This window comes from Bordetella petrii (genome assembly GCF_017356245.1).
Lineage (GTDB): Bacteria > Pseudomonadota > Gammaproteobacteria > Burkholderiales > Burkholderiaceae_B > Bordetella_A > Bordetella_A petrii_D.
Map to the genome: position 1 here is coordinate 16,654 of NZ_JAFMZZ010000001.1, position 16,431 is coordinate 33,084.

Consider the following 16,431-nt stretch of genomic DNA (forward strand, 5'->3'; position numbering starts at 1 on the left):
CGCGGGCTCCCTCCAAGGAGACAGCATGATTTCAGAACGACTGCGCCGGCTGCGCCACATCGCGGAATTCGCGGCCGACCGCTGCGGCGATTACCTGGAACTGGCGGGCATCGAGCTGTCGCTGTACCGTTCGGCCCTGGTTACCACGCTGCTCAGTTGCGTGGCGCTGCTGTTTTGCGCGCTGGGCACCCTGGCATTCGTATCGGTGGCCATCGTGGTCAGCTTCTGGGACAGCGAATACCGCGGGCTGGCGGCCTGGCTGGTGGCCGGCGCCTGGCTGCTGATCACCCTGGCCGCGCTGGCCGTCGCCAGCCGGAATGCGCCCAGGGCTTCGCCCTTTGCCGAACTGAGCCGCCAGGTGCGGCTGGATACCGCCGCCGCCCGGAGCCACTATGCCCAAGACCACCACCCAGGCTGACAAGCAGGCCCTGCTGGCCAAGATGGAGCGCGACCGGCGCGAGCTGGCCGATGCATTCGGCCGCGCGGCGGCGCTGGCGAACGCTCCGGGGGCCAAAGGATGGGCCTCGACCGCCGCGCTGGCGGCCGGCGCCGCGCTGGGCTGGCCGCGGTTCCTGAAGCAGCCGCTGCGCGCCATGGCCGCGGTGGCGGTGCGGGACCGGCTGGCCTCGGTGTTGAAGCGGCGCCACGTGCGGCGCGCCAGCGCCCCGCTGCCCGACGCCGAGGCCGCCAGCCTGGCGCAACGGGTGGCCGGCCTGCGCGCGGCCGCCGAGCGCTCGGCCGATGCACAGGAAATCGAAGCGCTGCGCCGCGAGCTCGACGAGCAGGTGCAGCGCCTGCGGTCGCGGCAGCCTTAGTGCGCCGTGGCCCGATAGTGGCGGCGCGCTTTGGCGCGGTTGCCGCAGGTGGCCATCGAGCACCAGCGCCGCCGGCCGCCGCGCGAAGTGTCCAGAAACAGCCAGGTGCAGGCCTCGCATTCGCGCAGGCGGGGCAGCAGCCCGTCGGCGATCAGGCCTTGGGCGGACAGCGCCAGCCGATGGCGCGGCAGTTCCAGGCCGGCGGCCTCGGCATCGACCTGCCAGGCCGGCTGGCGGCCGGGAAACAAGGGCAAGCTGGCCTGCTGCAGGGCCAGGCGGATGTCGTTCTCGAAACGCAGGCGTCCGGCTTCGGGCACGGCCAGGTCGCGGGCGACGGCGGACAGTACCGCATAACCGTTTTCGCGCTGTGCCATCAAGCGGTTCAATGCTTTGCCCGCGTCGCTGCCGCGCGCCAAGCGTTGCAGGCGGCGCTGTTCCGCGGGGCTGGCCAGGCCCGCCATGGCCAGCCAGTGCAGCGCATCGGCCCAGTCTTCGAAGGGCAAGGCATCGCGTGCCTTGGTGGAGCCGCCGCCGGTATTCAGGAAATCAAGGTAGGGATGCCCGCCGACAAAAGCCTCGGGCCGCCAGCGGGTATGGGATGCGGACATGTCGGTTAACCGTATTGACCAATTATAAAGGTTAGATTAAGGTGGCTGAAAAATAACTGTTTAAACGCATTTAAGAGGTTATGATGGATTTCGTCAAGCCCGGCGCGGCGCCTTTGCTCGCGCATCGTTTCGACTTCGAAGGGCAGGCCGTGCGCTACGGCGTGTGGGGGCAGGGCCGGCCGCTGGTGCTGGTGCACGGCACCCCGTTTTCCACCGCGGTGTGGCGCCGCATGATCCCGCTGCTGGCGCGCGGCAGGCAGGTGCATGCCTATGACCTGCTGGGCTACGGCCAGTCGGAGCAGCGCGCCGGACAAGACGTCTCGCTGGCGGTGCAAGGCCGCCTGTTCGCGGCGCTGCTGCGCCATTGGAACCTGGCGCGGCCCGACGTGGTGGCGCACGATTTCGGCGGGGCCACCGTATTGCGCGCGGCTCTGCTGGAAAGCTGCGCCTATGGCAGCCTGGCCCTGATCGATGCCGTGGCATTGGCGCCCTGGGGCTCGCCCTTTGCCCGCCATGCGCGCCAGCATCAGGCCGCGTTTGCAGGCATGCCGCCCTACATTCACGCCGCCATCCTGAAAACCTATATTCAAGGCGCCGCGCACCGGCCGTTGGACGAAGACACCATGGCGCTGTACACCCTGCCATGGACCGGAACCGTCGGCCAGGCCGCGTTCTATCGCCAAGCGGGCCAGGCCGACCAGCGTTATACCGACGACATCGAGCATCGCTATGCCGAGATCGACTGCCCCGTCATGATTCTGTGGGGCGAGGCCGACGCCTGGCTGCCGATCGAGCGTGGCCGCGTACTGGCGGCGCGCTTCCGGCAGGCCGATTTCCATTCTGTGCCGGGGGCGGGCCACTTGATGCAGGAAGATGCGCCCGAGGCCATCATGGCGCACCTGGCCGAATTCCTGGCGGCGGTTTCCCCGCCGGCGCGCCAGGCTGGCCAGGCGTCTCTACAATACGAGTCGACCCTGTAGACCCAACTTGTAGAGGCACGTATGGATGCGGATTTCTGGCTCGAGCGCTGGCGCGACGGGCGTACCCATTTTCACCAGGCCCACGTCACGCCGCTGCTGGCCAAATACTGGCCCACGCTGCAATTGCCGGCCGGCAGCCGGGTGCTGGTGCCGCTGTGCGGCAAGTCGCTCGACATGGTGTGGCTGGCGCAGCAGGGGCACCAGGTGCTGGGCGTCGAGCTTTCCTCGCTGGCGGTCGAGCAGTTCTACGCCGAGAACGGCCTGCAGGCCACGGTGCGCGAAGCCGGGCCGGGCAGGTATTACACGGCCGGCGCCATCAGCATTTATTGCGGCGACATCTTCGACCTGGGCGCCGATGTGCTGGGCGAGTGCGTGGGCGCCTTCGACCGCGCCGCGCTGGTCGCGCTGCCGGCCGCGATGCGCGCGCGTTATGCACAGCACGTGTATGGCCAGTTGGCCGATGCGTATCGCGGCTTGCTGATCACGCTGGACTACGAGCAAAGCCAGATGGACGGACCGCCGTTTTCGGTGCGCGACGACGAAGTGCAGGCCATTTATGCGGGCCATTCCGAAGCCGAGCTGATCGACCGCCGCGACATCCTGGCCAAAGAGCCGAAGTTCGCCGAACGCGGCCTGGCGCAGCTGGACACCCTGGTGTACCGGCTGCGGCGGAATTCTTCACGAGGCGGATCATGAGCGTCAGGATCGTAAGGCTGGGGTCGCCGCGCGCGGCCGGCGAGGGCCTGCGCATCGGCACGGTGCGCAGGCCGCCGCGCGGCGTGCCCAAGGCCGATTTCGCCCGCCGCGACTTCTACGACGTGTGGCTGCCCATTCTGTCGCCCAGCCCCGAGCTGGTCAGCCAGGCCCTGGCGGTGGCCACCGATGCCGAATGGCGCAAAGTGGCGCGCAAGATCCGCTCCGAACTCCACGGCGGCGAAGCGGGCAAGGTGCTGGACCTGCTCGCGGCTTTGTCGGCCACCGCCGATTTTTCCGTGGGCTGCTATTGCGAAGACGAGAACCGCTGCCATCGCAGCGTGCTGCGCGAGCTGCTGCGCGAGCGCGGGGCCACGCTGGCATAGCGCGCCGGCGCGGCCAGCGCCGCGCCGCACGGGGCTTGCCAGAATCTCATATTTGAGAGAATATCTCTTATATGGAAAATACTGGCAGCCCCGCAACCGACCCCATCGACCGCCAGATCGCGCAGCGCCTGCGGGCGTTGCGCGCCGAGCGCGGCTGGTCGCTCGATGAGCTGGCCCAGCGCAGCCAGGTCAGCCGGGCCACCCTGTCGCGCCTGGAAAACGCCGCGGTCAGCGCCACCGCCAGCGTGCTGGGCAAGCTTTGCGGGGCCTACGGCATGACCGTGTCGCGCCTGATGCGCCTGGCCGAAGCAGACTATGCCCCGCTGGTGGCCCGCGACGACCAGCCCGTCTGGACCGATGCCAGCGTGGGCTTCGAGCGCCGCTCGGTGTCGCCGCCGGCGCAGCGCCTGGCGGGCGAGGTGCTGGAATGCCGCCTGGCGCCCGGCGCGCGCATCGACTACGACAAGCCGCCCCGGCCGGGGCTGGAACATCATCTGCTGCTGCTGGAAGGCCGGCTGCAGGTCATTCTGGACGGCCAGCCGCAAGCGCTGCAGCCCGGCGATTGCCTGCGCTACCAGCTGGCCGGGCCCAACACCTTCATCACGCCCGCCCGCCACGGCGCGCGCTATCTGTTGTTCATTGTTTGAGAGACCACCGTGCAGACATCCATCGTGCTCGAAGCGCTGTCGCCCGACGAGGCCGCCGCCCACCTGGCCGAGCTTGGCGCGCTGTTGCACGCCTGCGTGCACGACGGCGCCAGCCTGGGCTTCATCCTGCCGCATGCGCCGGCGCAGGCCGAGGCTTTCTGGTCGGCCAAGGTGCTGCCGGCCATGCGCGACGGCACGCGCACCGTGCTGGTGGCGCGGGTCGGCGGCCGCATCGCGGGCACGGTGCAGCTGGATTGCGACATGCCGCCCAACCAGCCGCACCGCGCCGAGGTGCGCAAGCTGCTGGTGCACCCGCGGCAGCGCCGCCAGGGCATCGGGCGCGCCTTGATGCTGGGCCTGGAACAGCGCGCGCGGGCCCTGCGCCGCCGCCTGCTGACGCTGGACACGCGCACCGGCGACCAGGCCGAGCCGCTATATGCCGCGCTGGGCTACCAGCGCGCGGGCGTCATTCCGGAATTCTGCCTGGACGTCGCGGGGCAGCGCGTCGATTCGACCACCATCATGTACAAGCTGCTGCAAGGGTAAGCCCAGGCGCAGCCGTTGCGGCCCCGTGGCGGGCATGGCAATTGCGCCTGCCGGGCCAGGGGCGGCAGGCGCCGCCCTGCAAACCGGAGAATCGCCATGACGCAGGACGACAAGCAGCCGGACGCCAAGGCCGGCTCCCGCCGCACTTTGCCCCAGCCCGATCCCAACCGCGGCGCGCCGCGGCCGCGCCATGTGTCGGATGACGACCCGCCCCGTCCCGACATGGATCACCCGCCATCCGCGCGGGGCGGCGACCGTCCCGTTTTCGACCGCGGCACCGCCGCGGCGGATGCGGCGGCGCGCACAGGCGGCATTACCGATGAAGGCAATTTCACGCCCCCCGACACCGGCCGCGACGATCCGGGGCGCAAGGGCGGGCGCACGCCGCCACGCGGCGAAGACTGACAGGAGCCCGCGCATGCGCCCAGCTCTTGTCTTATTGCTGCGCGGCGGGCTGCTGGGGGGCGCGCTGGCGACGGCGGCCGCCTGCTGGGGCCACGATCACGGCGGCCAGGCGCCCCCGCGGCGGGAGCCGCCCGCAAGCCCCGACCAGCGGCCGTTGCTGCCAGAGCAGCAGAAAATGCACGAGTCCGGCCACAAGCAGATTCCCTCGCCGCGCCAGCCAGCCGAAGGCCGGAAGGGCGATGACGGCAGTGCCGCCGGCCCGGCGGCCCGCGGCTCGAAGGCGCAGCCCGGCGATGGCACCCAGCAGACTCGCCCGCCCGGCCAGGCGCCGGGTTCAGAGGCGCGCGGGGCGTTTCCTCACTGATGCCCCCGGCCGCGCGCCGCCGGACCCGGCTGCAGGGCCAGCATGAACACCGAAGCCAGCACGCAGGCAACGCCCAGCAGCTGGCGCGGCGTCACGGGTTCGCCCAGCACGCCGGCCGCCAACAGCAGCGCGGCGACCGGCGCCACGGCGGTGAACAGCGCGGCCTCGGCTCCGCTGACGCGTTCCGCGCCCGCATACCAGAGCAGGAAACCCGCCACCGTGGGCACTACCGCGTAGTAGGCCACGGCTGTCAGCGCGCCGGACGGCAGGCCGCCCGCCCAGGGGGCTTCGAGCAGCGCGGCGGGCGCCGCCACGGCCAGTCCCAGGGCGCTCATGCAGGCGGATTGGGCCAGCGGGCGCAGCGGCTGGCGCAGGCGCTTGTTCAGCAGGATGAACAGGCTTTCGCACACGATGGCGCCGAAGATCAGCAGGTTGCCCAGCCAGGACTGCGGCTGCCCGGGTCCTGCCTGCATGGCGATGAACAGCACCCCGGCCGCCGCCAGCGCGATGGCGGCCAGTGTGGCCGGCCGGGGCCGTTCGCCCAGCACCAGGGTGGCCGTGGCCGTGGACACCACGGGCATGGTGCCGATGATGATGCCGGCATCGGCTGCCGAGGTGTAGCGCAGCCCGAGGATCAGCAGGGCGGTGTAGCCCACGCTGCCCGCGCCGGCCTGCAGCAGCAGCACCAGGCCGTCGCGCCGGTCCGGGCGCGGCCAGGGCGTGCGCGTGCCGGCCATCAGGGCCGCGAACAAGGGCAGGGCCACGGCGAAGCGCAGCGCGGTGGCGGTAAACGGCGGCAGGCCCGCGGCGATCAGCTTGCTGGCCACCACCGTGCTGCCCACGGTGGCCATGGCCAGGGCCAGGTACAGATATCCCTGCGTGCGTCGTGTCATGGCTGCCGGTTCGTGTGGATCATGGCCGCAGCATAGAAGCGTGCCGGCGCGGGGTCTTGTACGTTATTGCAGGGTGCTGCCGCAGGCGCCGGACATCCATGGCACTGCCTTGAAGCGGAAGACGGCTATAGCCCAGGTGTCAGGCTCCGCCAGGTGCCTGACACCGCACTGTTGAGACAGTCGCTGCGCACTTCGGGTGTCTGGCACCTTGTATCTTGGCGCCTGGCACCTGCGCAGTCCGGATCAGGGGCGCGCGTAGGCGCCCGGGGTCAGGCCGTACAGGCGCACGAAAATGCGGGCCATGTGGCTCTGGTCGGCGAAGCCGCTGGCCGCGGCCGCGTCGGTCAGGGCGGCGCCGTGGCGGATCAGGCGGCGCGCCAGGGCGGCGCGGCGCTGTATCTGGTAGGCATGCGGCGTCAGGCCGGTGGCCCGGCTGAAGCCGCGCAGCACCTGGAAGCGGCTCAGGCCGCTGGCGCGCGCCAGGTCGGCCAGCGACAGCGGCGCGGCCGGGTCGTCGTCGATCAGGGCGCAGGCCTGGGCGATGGCCGCCGGCACCGCTGCGCAGCGGCTTGCCGCGGGCAGGTCGAGCGTGCCGGCCAGCAGCGCCAGCAGCAAGGATTCGCGCGCGGGCGTGGCCGCGCCGGCGCGCGTGGCCGTGGCGGCCGCATACAGGCGGTGAAAGCGGCCGGCCAGCGCGGCGTCCCGGATCACGGGCCGCGCGAATTCGCGCCAGCCGTGGCGGCCCGCGCTGATATCGGCCACGGCGTCCGCCACCCGGCCGGGCTCGACATACAGGATCATCCACTGCCGGCCGCCATCGCCGATGGGGCTGCCGTCATGGACTTCGCCGGGGTTGACGGTGATGAGATCGCCCGCGCCGGCCTGCACCATGCCCCGTCCGCTGCGGGACTGCTGCGCGCCGCGCGTGATCAGGCCGATGCCGAACTGGTCGTGCGTGTGGCGGCCGAACGCATGGCGCGAGTCGGCTTCGATGGCCTCGGCGCCCGCCAGGCCGCAGGGCACGCGCCGGAACTCGCCGCGCGCCATGATCAGCCGCGCGCGTTGCCGTAAGCGGCCAGCCCGCCCGCGGCGGCGGCCAATTCGTCTTTCAGGCGCCGCATCAGTTCAGCGGCCGGCAGGCCGCGCGACAGCGCCGCCGCCTGACCGGCCCACTGGGCGGCGAAGTCGGCGCTGCCGTGCGCCTTGGCGGCGGCGTTCAGGGCCTTGCCGGCGTCGTAGGTAAAGGGGTAGCCCGGCGTGGGCGGGCAGTCGGCGGCGGCCCCCAGCGCGGTCAGGCGGTTGGCGATGCCGCGCGCCGGCCGGCCCGAGATGGCGCGGGTCGAAATGGTGGAAACGGGGCCGGCCAGCAGGGCCTGGCGATAGGCCGGATCGGCCGCCGATTCGGGGCAGGACACGAATGCGGTGCCCAGCTGCGCGGCCTGCGCGCCCAGCGCCAGCACCGCCGCGATGCCGGCGCCGTCCATGATGCCGCCGGCGGCGACCACGGGCAGCGGGAATTGCGTGGCCAGCAGGCGCGTCAGCGCCAGGGTGCCCAGCTGTTCATCGTGTCCGTCGGGATGAAAGATGCCGCGGTGGCCGCCCGCTTCCACGCCCTGGGCCACGATGGCGTCCAGGCCCGCGTCGGCAATGCGCGCGGCCTCTTCGGGGCTGGTGGCGCTGGCCATCAGGTAGATGCCGGCCTGGCGTAGCGCGGCGATGCGCGCCGCGTCGGGCAGCCCGAAATGGAAGCTGACCACCGCGGGGCGCTCGGCCAGCAGCACGTCCAGCATGGCGTCGTCGGCCACGAAGCTGGTGTAGATCTCGCGCAGGGCGGCGGGCGGCTGGGCGCCGAATTCGGCGAAGGCGGGGGCCAGGTATTCGATCCAGCGGGCCTGGCGCGCCGCGTCGGAAACGTCGGGCGCATGGCAGAACAGGTTGACGCCGAACGGGCGCGCCGTAAGCGCGCGCGTCTGCGCGATGGCCTGGCGCGCGCCGTCGGCGTTGGTGGCGCCCAGGCCCAGCGAGCCCAGGCCGCCGGCATTGGACACGGCGGCGGCCAGGGCCGGCGTGCTGGTGCCCGCCATGGGCGCCTGGATGATGGGCGCCGACAGGCCCAGGCGGGCCATCAGGGCGGGGGCGGCGGTTGCGGAAGCAGTGGGCATGGGCGATTTCCGGTGGTGGAATTTGCAAGCAACGGTACTTGAATGCGGGCCGGCTGCAAAGCGCGCCGGCCCGCCATGCTGTACGTATCGAAACAATCCTGCAATTTACGCCATTGGGGGCGGGCAGCTACGATGCCCGACTGTCCAGCATTGCCCGCCCACTCGCACAGAGGAGCGCAGATGCGCACTGCATTCGGCAAGATCAAGACCAGGCTGGCCGCCGGCGTCGGTTCGACGGTGGCGGTGGGCGCCGCGGCGGTCTACAGCGTTTTCGGGGCCGGCCCGCCGCCGCCCGTGGCGCAGTACGGGGCCGGCAGCGCCATCGAGGCCGGCCGCTGGCGGGTGACGCCGCAGCGCGCCTGGGTCAGCCACAAGCGGGTCTACGGCGTGCCGATCAAGCCGGGCCAGCAGGCGCTGGTGCTCGAGGCCGATCTCAGCAACCGCACGCGAACGTCCACCGGCAGTTATTCCGATCTGCTGCGGCTGCAGCCCGTGCCGGGCGCCAAGCCGGAAGATCCGGTCGTCGCGCAGGTGCGCGATCCGCAGATCGCGCCCTTGCTGCATCCCGGCATGCCCGAGCGCGTGGTCTATGTCTGGATGATGCCCGGTTCGGCAACGCCGCCCGCCTCGCTGAGCGTCGATGTGGTGGCCGAGACCTACAAGCCGGTCGACAATCTGTTCGGCACGCCGGGCTGGTTCAACCCGGCGGTGATCGGCCGGGTGACGTTGCCGCTCGGCCAGCCGCCCGCCGGCGCGGAGCAGGCTTCGTGAAGCGCCGGCTGGCCACGCTGTTGCTGCTGATCGCGGCCGCGGCGGTGCTGTTCGCCATGCAGCGCAGCACGCCGCGCTATGACGAGCTGACCGGCCCGCTGGTCGTGTCCGGGCGCATGGGCCAGGCTGTGCGCACGCGCCTGTTCGACGCCAATGTCGAACGCGTGCAGTTCGCCCGCCGGCTGGTCTACCAACGCTTCGGCCGCGAAACCGAGCGCACGACATCGGGGCTGTGGGCCATTGTCACGGTCGAGCTGTCGGCGCGGTCGCGTTCGGTGAATGTGGGCCAGGCCAGCTGGGTCGGGCCGCGGGGCTTCCAGTATCTGCAGACGGACCGCCTGGCGCTGGCGCCGGGGCAGTCGCCGCCCGCGGCAGAGCCGGGCCTGCCGCGGCGCGCCCGGTACATTTTCGAGATCCGCCCCGACCAGGCGGGCGGCGCCGTGCTGCGATTGTCGGAGCGCTTTGCGCCGCGCCTGGACTCCGAAGCCCGCATCAAGCTGGACGCGCTGCCGCGCAAGGCCGATGGCGCGCTGGACATCATGGATACATTCGATATGAACCCGGCCCGCAAGGAACCGTCATGACCGGCCGCGGCGATGACCGCGGCGCCGGCGAAAAGCGCTGGCGGCGGCGCAGCATGGTCTTGCTGGTGATCCTGCTGCCGCTGGTGATGGCCTTCAGCACGCACGAGAACATCGAGCGCTGGTGGAAGAGCCGCGACCTGCTCGCGCGCGAGGTCGCGGCGGGCGAGCAGGCCGACTTCGGCGGCGCGCGCTGGCAGCTGCATGCGCTGCGCATGGCGCCGCTGCCGGCGGGCGGCAATATTCCCGGCCATGCCATGGGCGTGGTGGCCGATTTCCGCGTCCAGATCCAGGACGCGGACCTGCCCGGCAACTGGCGCGGCTGCACCATTGCGCTGCAGGACGGGCAGGGGCGCCGCTGGCTGCCTACCCATGTATTGCGATTGCCGCGCTCGGATGCGCAGGAATGTGTGTCGGCCATTTTCTCGGGCGCGAAGGCCGGCGCCACGCTGCGCATACGCCAGGCTTTCCTGGTGCCGCGCGAAGCCGCTGGCGTGCTGCGCGTGACCGTGTCGCTGCTGCAGCAGAAACCCCATTACCTGCGCTTCGCGCAGCATCCGCGGCTGGTGCAGTAGGCGCCGCGGGCGTTCAGGCGGGCTGTCCGGCCGCCGCGGCCGGCGCAGGGCGGCGCGCCGGCTGCCCGAACGCGGTTTCCAGAATGGCGGCCAGAAAGCAGATGCGCAGCGGCTCGATCAGCAGCCCGGTGGATGAGTCGCGGAACGGGCTGCCGAACAGCAGCGACAGGCCCTGGGCCAGCACTTGCCAGGTATCCAGGTCGTGCGGCCCGATCAGGTAGCTGGCGCCGCGCCACAGCCAGGCGCTGCTCCAGTCGATCAGCCGGTAGCCCACGATCAGCGTCACCAGCAGCACCACGCCGGCATTGAGCGTCAGCCGGATGCCGTTGGCCACCGGCAGGTAGCGCGAGCGGTAGCCGCCGATGAAGTGGGTAATGAAGTCGCGCAGGAACTTCGGGATGGCGCGGTAGCGTTCGCCGAAGCGTTCGACGCGGCGATGCATGCGCAGCAGTTCCTGGTCGCTGCGCACGTCATAGCCGTAGACTAGCGCCGCCATCACCAGCCAGACCACCGGCAGCAGCGCGTAGAAAAACAGGTTTACCAGCAGCGTGCCGGGCGTGGTTGCCAGGGATTCGACGGCCACCATCGGCGCCGCCCATGCCGTCGAGATGGGCGCGGCCGCCATGTCCAGGATGCCGCGCAGGCTATCCCACAGGCGGTGATTGGCCAGCCATTCCCACACATGGCTTTTCCAGCGGCTGATGACATACAGGCCGACCAGGATCCAGTTGGTTTCGCACACCACCACCACCACTTGCCAGACCGGCCGGCCGGTGGATTCGCGCAGCCGCTTGGCCAGCTTGCGCACCGCCCACGATATGGCCACCGACACCAGCAGCCAGCGCGAGTCGAGCGCGTCCAGGATCATGCCGTGCTCGCCGAAGGGATCCAGGTCGAGCGCCAGGCGCGAGTATTGCCGCACGGTGTTGCCCAGGAAGCCCCAGGCGGCGTAGTAGGCAAAGAAGGGCAGCAGCGCGATGGTGACCGCCGACAGCAGCCTGCGCGAACCGGCCTCTTCGGCGCCGGCATCGCCGCGCGCGGCGGCCTGCGCGGCGCGCAGGGCCGGCATGCCGGGCAGCAGCACCTGGAACATGGTCACGGTGACCACCAGCTGGGCCAGCGCAACCAGCGTCAGCATGGCCAGCCCGGCCAGGTGGTTGGCGAAGCCGGTGCGCACCGCCAGCAACAGCAGCACGTTGTGGGCCAGCACGCCGGCCAGCACCAGGGCCATCAGCTGTGGCCAGAAACGTCCCCACAGGCGAAACGTCAGTACGAACGGCGCGGCGATCCCCTGCATTCCGGTCCTCCCGTGGATGGAACCGGCGATCTTAGCAAGCAGCCGGGGCGCGGCGCTGTATCTTTTTCCTTCGGGATGTCAGGGCGCGGGCCGCATGCCGCGCGTCAGCGCGTAGATCCAGAAATCGCGCGGCTGTCCGCGCACCATGCGATAGTGCGTCAGCAGGCCCTCGGGCTTGAATCCGCAGCGCTGCAGGACGCGCTGCGAGGCCAGGTTGGAATCCAGCACCGTGGCCTGCACGCGCCACAGCCCCAGCGACTGCAGCGCCCAGCCGCTGACCGCCGCGCAGGCCCGCGAGGCGATGCCGCGATTCCACAGCGCCGGCGCCAGGTCGTAGGCGATTTCCGCCCGGCCGTGCGCGGCGGCGATTTCGTTGAACCCGATGGTGCCATGCAGCCGGCCGGTATCCGTGTCGCCGATGGCCAGCCGCACGCAATTGCCGGTGCCCGACAGGCAGGCGGCGATGAGCTGGTCCAGGTCGGACTGGCCCGCCAGTTGCCAGCTGGTATGGCGCGTGACGGTCTCGTCGCGCAGATAGGCATACCAATCCGCGGCGTCCTGCCGCCGCAGGCGGCGCAGCGCCAGGCCCTGCGAGCCGATGTCGGGCAGCGGCCCGCCGCTGAGAAACGGTTGCAGGTCCATGCCGCGCCTTCAGCGGTGCACCAGGATGTTGACCAGCTTGCCGAAGGGGTCGCGCACATAGAAGCGGCGCACGCCCCAGGGTTCGTCGGCGGGGCCGTATTCGATGGCGAAGCCGCCCGCGCGCAGGCGCCGCAGGGCTTCGTCCAGGTCGTCGACTTCGATGGAAAGATCCGGGGTGGGGGTGTCCGAGCCGCCCTGGGTGGCGACGCTGACCTGCACCGTCATGCTGCGCGGCGCGCCGTAGGTGGCAAGCCAGCCGTGATCCATCAGGATGTCCAGGCCCAGCGCGTCGCCATAGAACCGCTGGGCCGCCGCGATGTTGGTGGCGTGGATGTTGGCGACGATGCGCTTGACTTGCATGGGGGCTCCTGGGGCGGCCGCGCGCCGCGGCACGGCAGGCCGCGGACGTGGCGGGGGCTGTCTGCGTACGATACCGCAGCCGCAGCGGGGCCGCCGCCGCGGCGCCCTAGAAATACACCTGCGCGTTCAGGCTGACCGTGCGCGCCGGCGCCGGCAGGATGCTGTTTTCCGGATCCAGCCACATGGCGTTGCCCAGGTGTCTGACTCCCAAAGGGTGTCAGACACCGTGCTATTGAGACAGCCTCTGCACCCGTCGGTGTCCGGCACCCTGCGGGAGCCGGACACCTGCTGGCAACGCCCCCTGACCTGCACGCTGTGCGGGACTGCGCGTCAGGATGCGTGCCGGCCCAGCCGTTTCACCAGGCCCTGCGTGCCGTCGACCTGCACGGTTTCGCCCGCCTGCAACTGCCCGAGAATGCCGGGCATGTTGGCGACGGCCGGGATGCCGAACTCGCGCGCGACGATGGCGCCGTGCGACAGGTAGCCGCCCGTTTCCATGATGAGCGCGCCCGCTTTCAGGAACAGCGGCGTCCAGGCCGGGTCGGTGGACGGCACCGCCAGCACGTCGCCCGCGGCCATGCCCAGGCCGTCGGCGGGGCTGCGGGCGATGTGGATCCGGCCCTGCGCCTGCCCGCTGCCAACGGGCGTGCCCTGCCAGGCGCCGGCCCGGCCGCCGGGCGCCGCGGGCGCCTGGTCCGGCGGGGCAGCCGCGGCGGGCGGGGCATCGGCGGCGGCAATGACGGCCGGCTCGGCTTGCGCGGCCCAGTCTTGCAGGCGCATGCGCCGCTGGGCGGCGCGGCTGGCGGCGGCGGCGGGCGCCAGCCGCTCTTCGGCCAGGGCCTGGAGCTCGGCCGCGGTCAGGTTGAAGATGTCGTCGGGGCGCTGCAGGCCATCGGTGCCGCTGAAGCGCCGCGCCAGCGCCAGCGCGTCGCCGCGCAGCACTTCCAGGTAGGCGGCCAGCGCGCTGCGCGCCGCTTCGCGGTGCCTGCTGTCGGCCTGCGCCGCCTGCAGCAACCGACGGGCCAGCGGCCGCAGCCACAGCGGCAGCGCGCCGCGCACGCGCTGCCAGGCCTGCGTGCCGGCCTGCTGCTGGCGCAGGCGCAGGGCGGCGTCGTCGTAGCCGAGCAGGCCGGCGATGTGGTCCAGCAGGTAGCCGGGGGATTCGCGCCAGCGCGGGCTGCGCAGATAAGTTTCATACAGGCCGCGGTGGCCATGGCGTTTCAGGAAAGCGCTGAAAGCCTGCCGGAACGGGCTGCTGCGGGCCAGCTGATGCCGCCATTCGGCACTATGCCGGCCGGGCTGGCGCAGCCAGGCCAGCGCGGGGCCGTCGGCGGCGGCGATGCGCGCCAGGTCCAGCAGTTCGTAGGCCTGCTGCGCCGTGACGCTGGGCGGGCCGCCCGCCATCAGGGCCGCGGCCAAGGCGTGGCCCTGGCCCGGGCAGTACTTGTCGATGAGCTGCACCAGGTTGTACAGCGTGCCGCCGCCCGAGCCCTGCAGAAAGAACAGGTCGTCGGCGCCGCGCACTGCCGCGAATCGCTGGCGCAGGCGCGCGCCCCAGGCCGCGGGCGTTTCCGGCAGGGGCTGCGCGCGCCAGCCGGCGGCCTGCCGCAAGGCGCTTGCCAGCACCGCCGGCGCGGCGCGGCGCTGCCGGCCTGCCGCGCGCAGATAGCGCAGCAGGCGCAGACCGCGCGCGCAGCGCTGGCGCAGCGATGGCGCCGGCACGGTAATTTCCGGTTGTTCGCCGCCCAGCAGCCGGTTCATGTCGCGCGGCGCAATGCCCAGCGCGTCGTAGCCTTCCCATTGCATCAGCGAGGTTTGCAGATACAGGCGCCCGTAGAACAGCGCGGCGTGCGCGGCGCCCGGCAGGACGGGGTAGCCGGCCAGTTCGTAGCCGCGCGTAAGCATGCGGTCGGCCATCGCGCGGCACAGGGTCCAGTCCAGCGGCGACAGGGGGTCGGGAAGAATTTCGCGGGTATTGCCGCGCGACCAATAGGCGGGCTGCCCGGCCAGTGCCGCATAAGTGCGGTGCGCCCGGGTGGTCACCGGCCGGGCCTGCACGATCCAGTGGCGCCGGCCGTCCCAGGCCCATTCCAGGTCGTAGCCCGCCTGGGCGTAGTCGAGCGCGGCCGCGGCGTCGCGTGCGATCTCGCCCAGCGACACCGCCTGCGCCGGCGTCAGCACGGGTTGCGCGGCCCGCGCGGCAGGCAGGGGCAGCAGTTCGGTGCCGCCGCCGGGCGACACCGCGGTGTGGCGCGCTTTGGCGCCCAGCCGCCGGCCCGCCAGGCGCAGGCTGCCGTCGACGCGGTCTTCCTGCAGCCGGTATTCGTCGCCGTCGGCCTGGCCGCTTACCAGTGCTTCGCCCAGGCCCCAGTTGGCATGGATGACGAGCTGGTCGTCGCGGCCCGAGACCGGGTCGCAGGTGAAGATGATGCCGGCGGACTCGGCCTGCAATAGAGGCATTACGACCACCGCCATGCCGGCCGCCGCATCGGCCAGCCCCAGGCGCTGCCGATACGCCCGCGCCTGGGGTGTCCAGGCGGAATCCCGGATGTCGCGCACGGCCTGCAGCACGGCCGCCTGGCCGCGCACGTTCAGCCGCGACAAATGGATGCCGGCGAACGAAGCGCCGGCCGAATCTTCCATCGGGGCCGACGAACGCAGGGCCAGCGGCAGGTCTTGCCAGCCGCGGCGCTCGAGCTCGGCGGCCAGTGCGGCCTGCATGTCGGCCGGCACCGCGACGCCCGCCTGCGCGGCAATGACAAAACCCGGCGGCACCGGCACGCCCAGGCTGGCCATGCGCCCCAATTGCCAGCCCTTGCCGCCGGCTATCGCCGGGCCGGCCTGGGCGGCGGCGGCCCAGTCGAGCAGCAGGGCGCTCATGTGCGGCGCGCCCTGGGCGCCGCCGCGACGCCTCCCAGGAAGACGCCGAGTGTGGCGTCGAACTCGCGGCGCAGCGTGCCGCCCTGGCCGCCGAGCCAGCGGGTCAGGGTGGCCAGGTACATGTACTGGAACATGTGCGCCAGCTGCGCTGGCGGCAGGTCGGCGCGCACTTCGCCGGCCTGCTGGCCGGTCTCGATCAATGCTTCCACGATCCGGTCCAGCCCGCTGCGCGGCGCCGCGGCGCCCGCGCCTACATCGGCATATGCCAGCCGGAAACGCAGATAGTGCGGCAGGTAGGCGCGATGCGACTCGGCCCAGTGGCTGGTGGCCTGCAGCAAGTACGCCATGCGCGCGGCAAAGCCGGGCAGCGCCCGCATGGCCTCGAGCAGTCCGGGCGCGTGCCCCGCCAGGTCGCGGTGCACGTGATACGCCAGCAGCGCCTCTTTGACCGGAAAGTGGTTGTACAGCGTGCCCTTGGCCACATCCGCCTGCGCCGCAATCTGTTCCATCGTGACCGCGTCATACCCCAAGGCCTCGAACAGCCGCAGCGCGGTGTCGGCCAGATGATCCAGCGTCTGCTGCCGCTTGCGCTCACGCCGCCCCGGCCTGGGCGTGTCGGTATCCAGCTCAGTCATGTTTGCCACTTTTTAATATACGATGAGCAAAATTATACGTCGTTCAAAAATAAATGAAAGCGGCGCCACAAGAACCAATTTCCCCCTGCAACAGAGCCAATCCCCAGAACTGTTGCCAATATTGACGCCATCTTGCATACGCTGTACGGTAGTCCGACATTGTCTGCAGGCTGATCGTCGATAAGGAAACT

The 16,431-nt window shown here is 71.3% G+C and carries 21 protein-coding genes; 12 read left to right on the top strand and 9 right to left on the bottom strand.

What is annotated here, in order from left to right; genetic code table 11:
- Positions 1-25: 25 nt before the first annotated feature.
- A complete protein-coding gene (locus J2P76_RS00080; RefSeq protein WP_207403589.1) occupies positions 26-418 on the top strand; it encodes a phage holin family protein in 393 nt (130 codons plus the stop codon).
- Positions 393-815: a hypothetical protein gene (locus J2P76_RS00085; protein ID WP_207403591.1), complete on the top strand. Its 423-nt coding sequence runs from the start codon at positions 393-395 to the stop codon at positions 813-815. Before J2P76_RS00080 ends, J2P76_RS00085 begins: the two co-directional genes overlap by 26 nt.
- Here the strand turns inward: J2P76_RS00085 and J2P76_RS00090 are convergent.
- Entirely contained in the window at positions 812-1,423 is a 612-nt protein-coding gene (locus J2P76_RS00090) for a CGNR zinc finger domain-containing protein (RefSeq protein WP_207403593.1), read from the bottom strand. The genes J2P76_RS00085 and J2P76_RS00090 overlap by 4 nt on opposite strands.
- 80 nt (positions 1,424-1,503) lie before the next feature.
- On the opposite strand from J2P76_RS00090, the gene J2P76_RS00095 reads away from it, so the two are divergent.
- From J2P76_RS00095 to J2P76_RS00125, 7 genes are all read left to right on the top strand, one after another.
- Entirely contained in the window at positions 1,504-2,403 is a 900-nt protein-coding gene (locus tag J2P76_RS00095; protein WP_431603370.1) for an alpha/beta fold hydrolase, read from the top strand.
- Positions 2,404-2,424: 21 nt separating this feature from the next.
- Complete coding sequence (locus tag J2P76_RS00100) at positions 2,425-3,099, top strand: thiopurine S-methyltransferase (protein WP_207403595.1); 675 nt, start codon at positions 2,425-2,427, stop codon at positions 3,097-3,099.
- Positions 3,096-3,482: a DUF488 domain-containing protein gene (locus J2P76_RS00105; protein ID WP_207403596.1), complete on the top strand. Its 387-nt coding sequence runs from the start codon at positions 3,096-3,098 to the stop codon at positions 3,480-3,482. The genes J2P76_RS00100 and J2P76_RS00105 overlap by 4 nt, the downstream gene beginning before the upstream one ends.
- A 71-nt stretch (positions 3,483-3,553) precedes the next feature.
- Positions 3,554-4,129, top strand: coding sequence for a helix-turn-helix domain-containing protein (locus J2P76_RS00110; protein WP_207403597.1), 576 nt, complete (start codon positions 3,554-3,556; stop codon positions 4,127-4,129).
- Between the two features lie 9 nt (positions 4,130-4,138).
- The gene (locus tag J2P76_RS00115) at positions 4,139-4,675 is read left to right on the top strand and encodes a GNAT family N-acetyltransferase (protein WP_207403598.1); all 537 of its coding nucleotides are present in this window, start codon (positions 4,139-4,141) and stop codon (positions 4,673-4,675) included.
- 96 nt (positions 4,676-4,771) lie between these two features.
- Positions 4,772-5,080, top strand: coding sequence for a hypothetical protein (locus J2P76_RS00120; protein WP_207403599.1), 309 nt, complete (start codon positions 4,772-4,774; stop codon positions 5,078-5,080).
- 13 nt (positions 5,081-5,093) lie between these two features.
- Complete coding sequence (locus J2P76_RS00125) at positions 5,094-5,444, top strand: hypothetical protein (RefSeq protein WP_207403600.1); 351 nt, start codon at positions 5,094-5,096, stop codon at positions 5,442-5,444.
- On the opposite strand, the gene J2P76_RS00130 is transcribed toward J2P76_RS00125, so the two are convergent.
- The 3 genes from J2P76_RS00130 to J2P76_RS00140 all read right to left on the bottom strand — a co-directional run bounded on the left by J2P76_RS00130 (position 5,438) and on the right by J2P76_RS00140 (position 8,499).
- Positions 5,438-6,337, bottom strand: a complete 900-nt coding sequence (locus J2P76_RS00130; RefSeq protein ID WP_207403601.1) for a DMT family transporter — start codon at positions 6,335-6,337, stop codon at positions 5,438-5,440. The genes J2P76_RS00125 and J2P76_RS00130 overlap by 7 nt on opposite strands.
- A gap of 243 nt (positions 6,338-6,580) precedes the next feature.
- Positions 6,581-7,384: an AraC family transcriptional regulator gene (locus J2P76_RS00135; RefSeq protein ID WP_207403602.1), complete on the bottom strand. Its 804-nt coding sequence runs from the start codon at positions 7,382-7,384 to the stop codon at positions 6,581-6,583.
- A 2-nt stretch (positions 7,385-7,386) separates the two neighbouring features.
- The gene (locus J2P76_RS00140) at positions 7,387-8,499 is read right to left on the bottom strand and encodes an NAD(P)H-dependent flavin oxidoreductase (RefSeq protein ID WP_207403603.1); all 1,113 of its coding nucleotides are present in this window, start codon (positions 8,497-8,499) and stop codon (positions 7,387-7,389) included.
- Positions 8,500-8,679: 180 nt separating this feature from the next.
- Between J2P76_RS00140 and J2P76_RS00145 the strand changes: the two genes are divergently transcribed.
- From J2P76_RS00145 to J2P76_RS00155, 3 genes are read left to right on the top strand one after another with little or no spacing between them, the layout of a single operon-like run.
- A complete protein-coding gene (locus J2P76_RS00145; RefSeq protein WP_207403605.1) occupies positions 8,680-9,270 on the top strand; it encodes a hypothetical protein in 591 nt (196 codons plus the stop codon).
- Positions 9,267-9,854, top strand: a complete 588-nt coding sequence (locus J2P76_RS00150; protein WP_207403607.1) for a hypothetical protein — start codon at positions 9,267-9,269, stop codon at positions 9,852-9,854. The genes J2P76_RS00145 and J2P76_RS00150 overlap by 4 nt, the downstream gene beginning before the upstream one ends.
- Positions 9,851-10,426: a hypothetical protein gene (locus J2P76_RS00155; RefSeq protein ID WP_207403609.1), complete on the top strand. Its 576-nt coding sequence runs from the start codon at positions 9,851-9,853 to the stop codon at positions 10,424-10,426. The genes J2P76_RS00150 and J2P76_RS00155 overlap by 4 nt, the downstream gene beginning before the upstream one ends.
- Positions 10,427-10,439: 13 nt before the next feature.
- On the opposite strand, the gene J2P76_RS00160 is transcribed toward J2P76_RS00155, so the two are convergent.
- From J2P76_RS00160 to J2P76_RS00180, 5 genes are all read right to left on the bottom strand, one after another.
- The gene (locus J2P76_RS00160) at positions 10,440-11,723 is read right to left on the bottom strand and encodes a hypothetical protein (RefSeq protein WP_207403611.1); all 1,284 of its coding nucleotides are present in this window, start codon (positions 11,721-11,723) and stop codon (positions 10,440-10,442) included.
- Between the two features lie 78 nt (positions 11,724-11,801).
- Positions 11,802-12,365: a GNAT family N-acetyltransferase gene (locus J2P76_RS00165; RefSeq protein ID WP_207403613.1), complete on the bottom strand. Its 564-nt coding sequence runs from the start codon at positions 12,363-12,365 to the stop codon at positions 11,802-11,804.
- 9 nt (positions 12,366-12,374) lie between these two features.
- Entirely contained in the window at positions 12,375-12,725 is a 351-nt protein-coding gene (locus tag J2P76_RS00170) for a VOC family protein (protein WP_207403615.1), read from the bottom strand.
- A 330-nt stretch (positions 12,726-13,055) separates the two neighbouring features.
- Positions 13,056-15,605: a PEP/pyruvate-binding domain-containing protein gene (locus J2P76_RS00175; protein WP_207403617.1), complete on the bottom strand. Its 2,550-nt coding sequence runs from the start codon at positions 15,603-15,605 to the stop codon at positions 13,056-13,058.
- Positions 15,602-16,240 carry a TetR/AcrR family transcriptional regulator gene (locus J2P76_RS00180; RefSeq protein WP_207403619.1) on the bottom strand — a complete coding sequence of 213 codons (639 nt, stop codon included), beginning with the start codon at positions 16,238-16,240 and terminating at the stop codon, positions 15,602-15,604. Before J2P76_RS00180 ends, J2P76_RS00175 begins: the two co-directional genes overlap by 4 nt.
- Positions 16,241-16,431 lie beyond the last annotated feature (191 nt).

Excerpts from the sequence above, each read along its gene's own strand:
- J2P76_RS00120 (WP_207403599.1), top strand. The coding sequence starts at position 4,772 with ATGACGCAGGACGACAAGCAGCCGGACGCCAAGGCCGGCTCCCGCCGC.
- J2P76_RS00090 (WP_207403593.1), bottom strand. The coding sequence starts at position 1,423 with ATGTCCGCATCCCATACCCGCTGGCGGCCCGAGGCTTTTGTCGGCGGG.
- J2P76_RS00160 (WP_207403611.1), bottom strand. The coding sequence starts at position 11,723 with ATGCAGGGGATCGCCGCGCCGTTCGTACTGACGTTTCGCCTGTGGGGA.
- J2P76_RS00085 (WP_207403591.1), top strand. The coding sequence starts at position 393 with ATGCCCAAGACCACCACCCAGGCTGACAAGCAGGCCCTGCTGGCCAAG.
- J2P76_RS00175 (WP_207403617.1), bottom strand. The coding sequence starts at position 15,605 with ATGAGCGCCCTGCTGCTCGACTGGGCCGCCGCCGCCCAGGCCGGCCCG.
- J2P76_RS00130 (WP_207403601.1), bottom strand. The coding sequence starts at position 6,337 with ATGACACGACGCACGCAGGGATATCTGTACCTGGCCCTGGCCATGGCC.
- J2P76_RS00095 (WP_431603370.1), top strand. The coding sequence starts at position 1,504 with ATGATGGATTTCGTCAAGCCCGGCGCGGCGCCTTTGCTCGCGCATCGT.
- J2P76_RS00105 (WP_207403596.1), top strand. The coding sequence starts at position 3,096 with ATGAGCGTCAGGATCGTAAGGCTGGGGTCGCCGCGCGCGGCCGGCGAG.
- J2P76_RS00080 (WP_207403589.1), top strand. The coding sequence starts at position 26 with ATGATTTCAGAACGACTGCGCCGGCTGCGCCACATCGCGGAATTCGCG.
- J2P76_RS00110 (WP_207403597.1), top strand. The coding sequence starts at position 3,554 with ATGGAAAATACTGGCAGCCCCGCAACCGACCCCATCGACCGCCAGATC.
- J2P76_RS00135 (WP_207403602.1), bottom strand. The coding sequence starts at position 7,384 with ATGGCGCGCGGCGAGTTCCGGCGCGTGCCCTGCGGCCTGGCGGGCGCC.
- J2P76_RS00170 (WP_207403615.1), bottom strand. The coding sequence starts at position 12,725 with ATGCAAGTCAAGCGCATCGTCGCCAACATCCACGCCACCAACATCGCG.
- J2P76_RS00165 (WP_207403613.1), bottom strand. The coding sequence starts at position 12,365 with ATGGACCTGCAACCGTTTCTCAGCGGCGGGCCGCTGCCCGACATCGGC.
- J2P76_RS00180 (WP_207403619.1), bottom strand. The coding sequence starts at position 16,240 with ATGACTGAGCTGGATACCGACACGCCCAGGCCGGGGCGGCGTGAGCGC.
- J2P76_RS00145 (WP_207403605.1), top strand. The coding sequence starts at position 8,680 with ATGCGCACTGCATTCGGCAAGATCAAGACCAGGCTGGCCGCCGGCGTC.
- J2P76_RS00100 (WP_207403595.1), top strand. The coding sequence starts at position 2,425 with ATGGATGCGGATTTCTGGCTCGAGCGCTGGCGCGACGGGCGTACCCAT.
- J2P76_RS00155 (WP_207403609.1), top strand. The coding sequence starts at position 9,851 with ATGACCGGCCGCGGCGATGACCGCGGCGCCGGCGAAAAGCGCTGGCGG.
- J2P76_RS00140 (WP_207403603.1), bottom strand. The coding sequence starts at position 8,499 with ATGCCCACTGCTTCCGCAACCGCCGCCCCCGCCCTGATGGCCCGCCTG.
- J2P76_RS00125 (WP_207403600.1), top strand. The coding sequence starts at position 5,094 with ATGCGCCCAGCTCTTGTCTTATTGCTGCGCGGCGGGCTGCTGGGGGGC.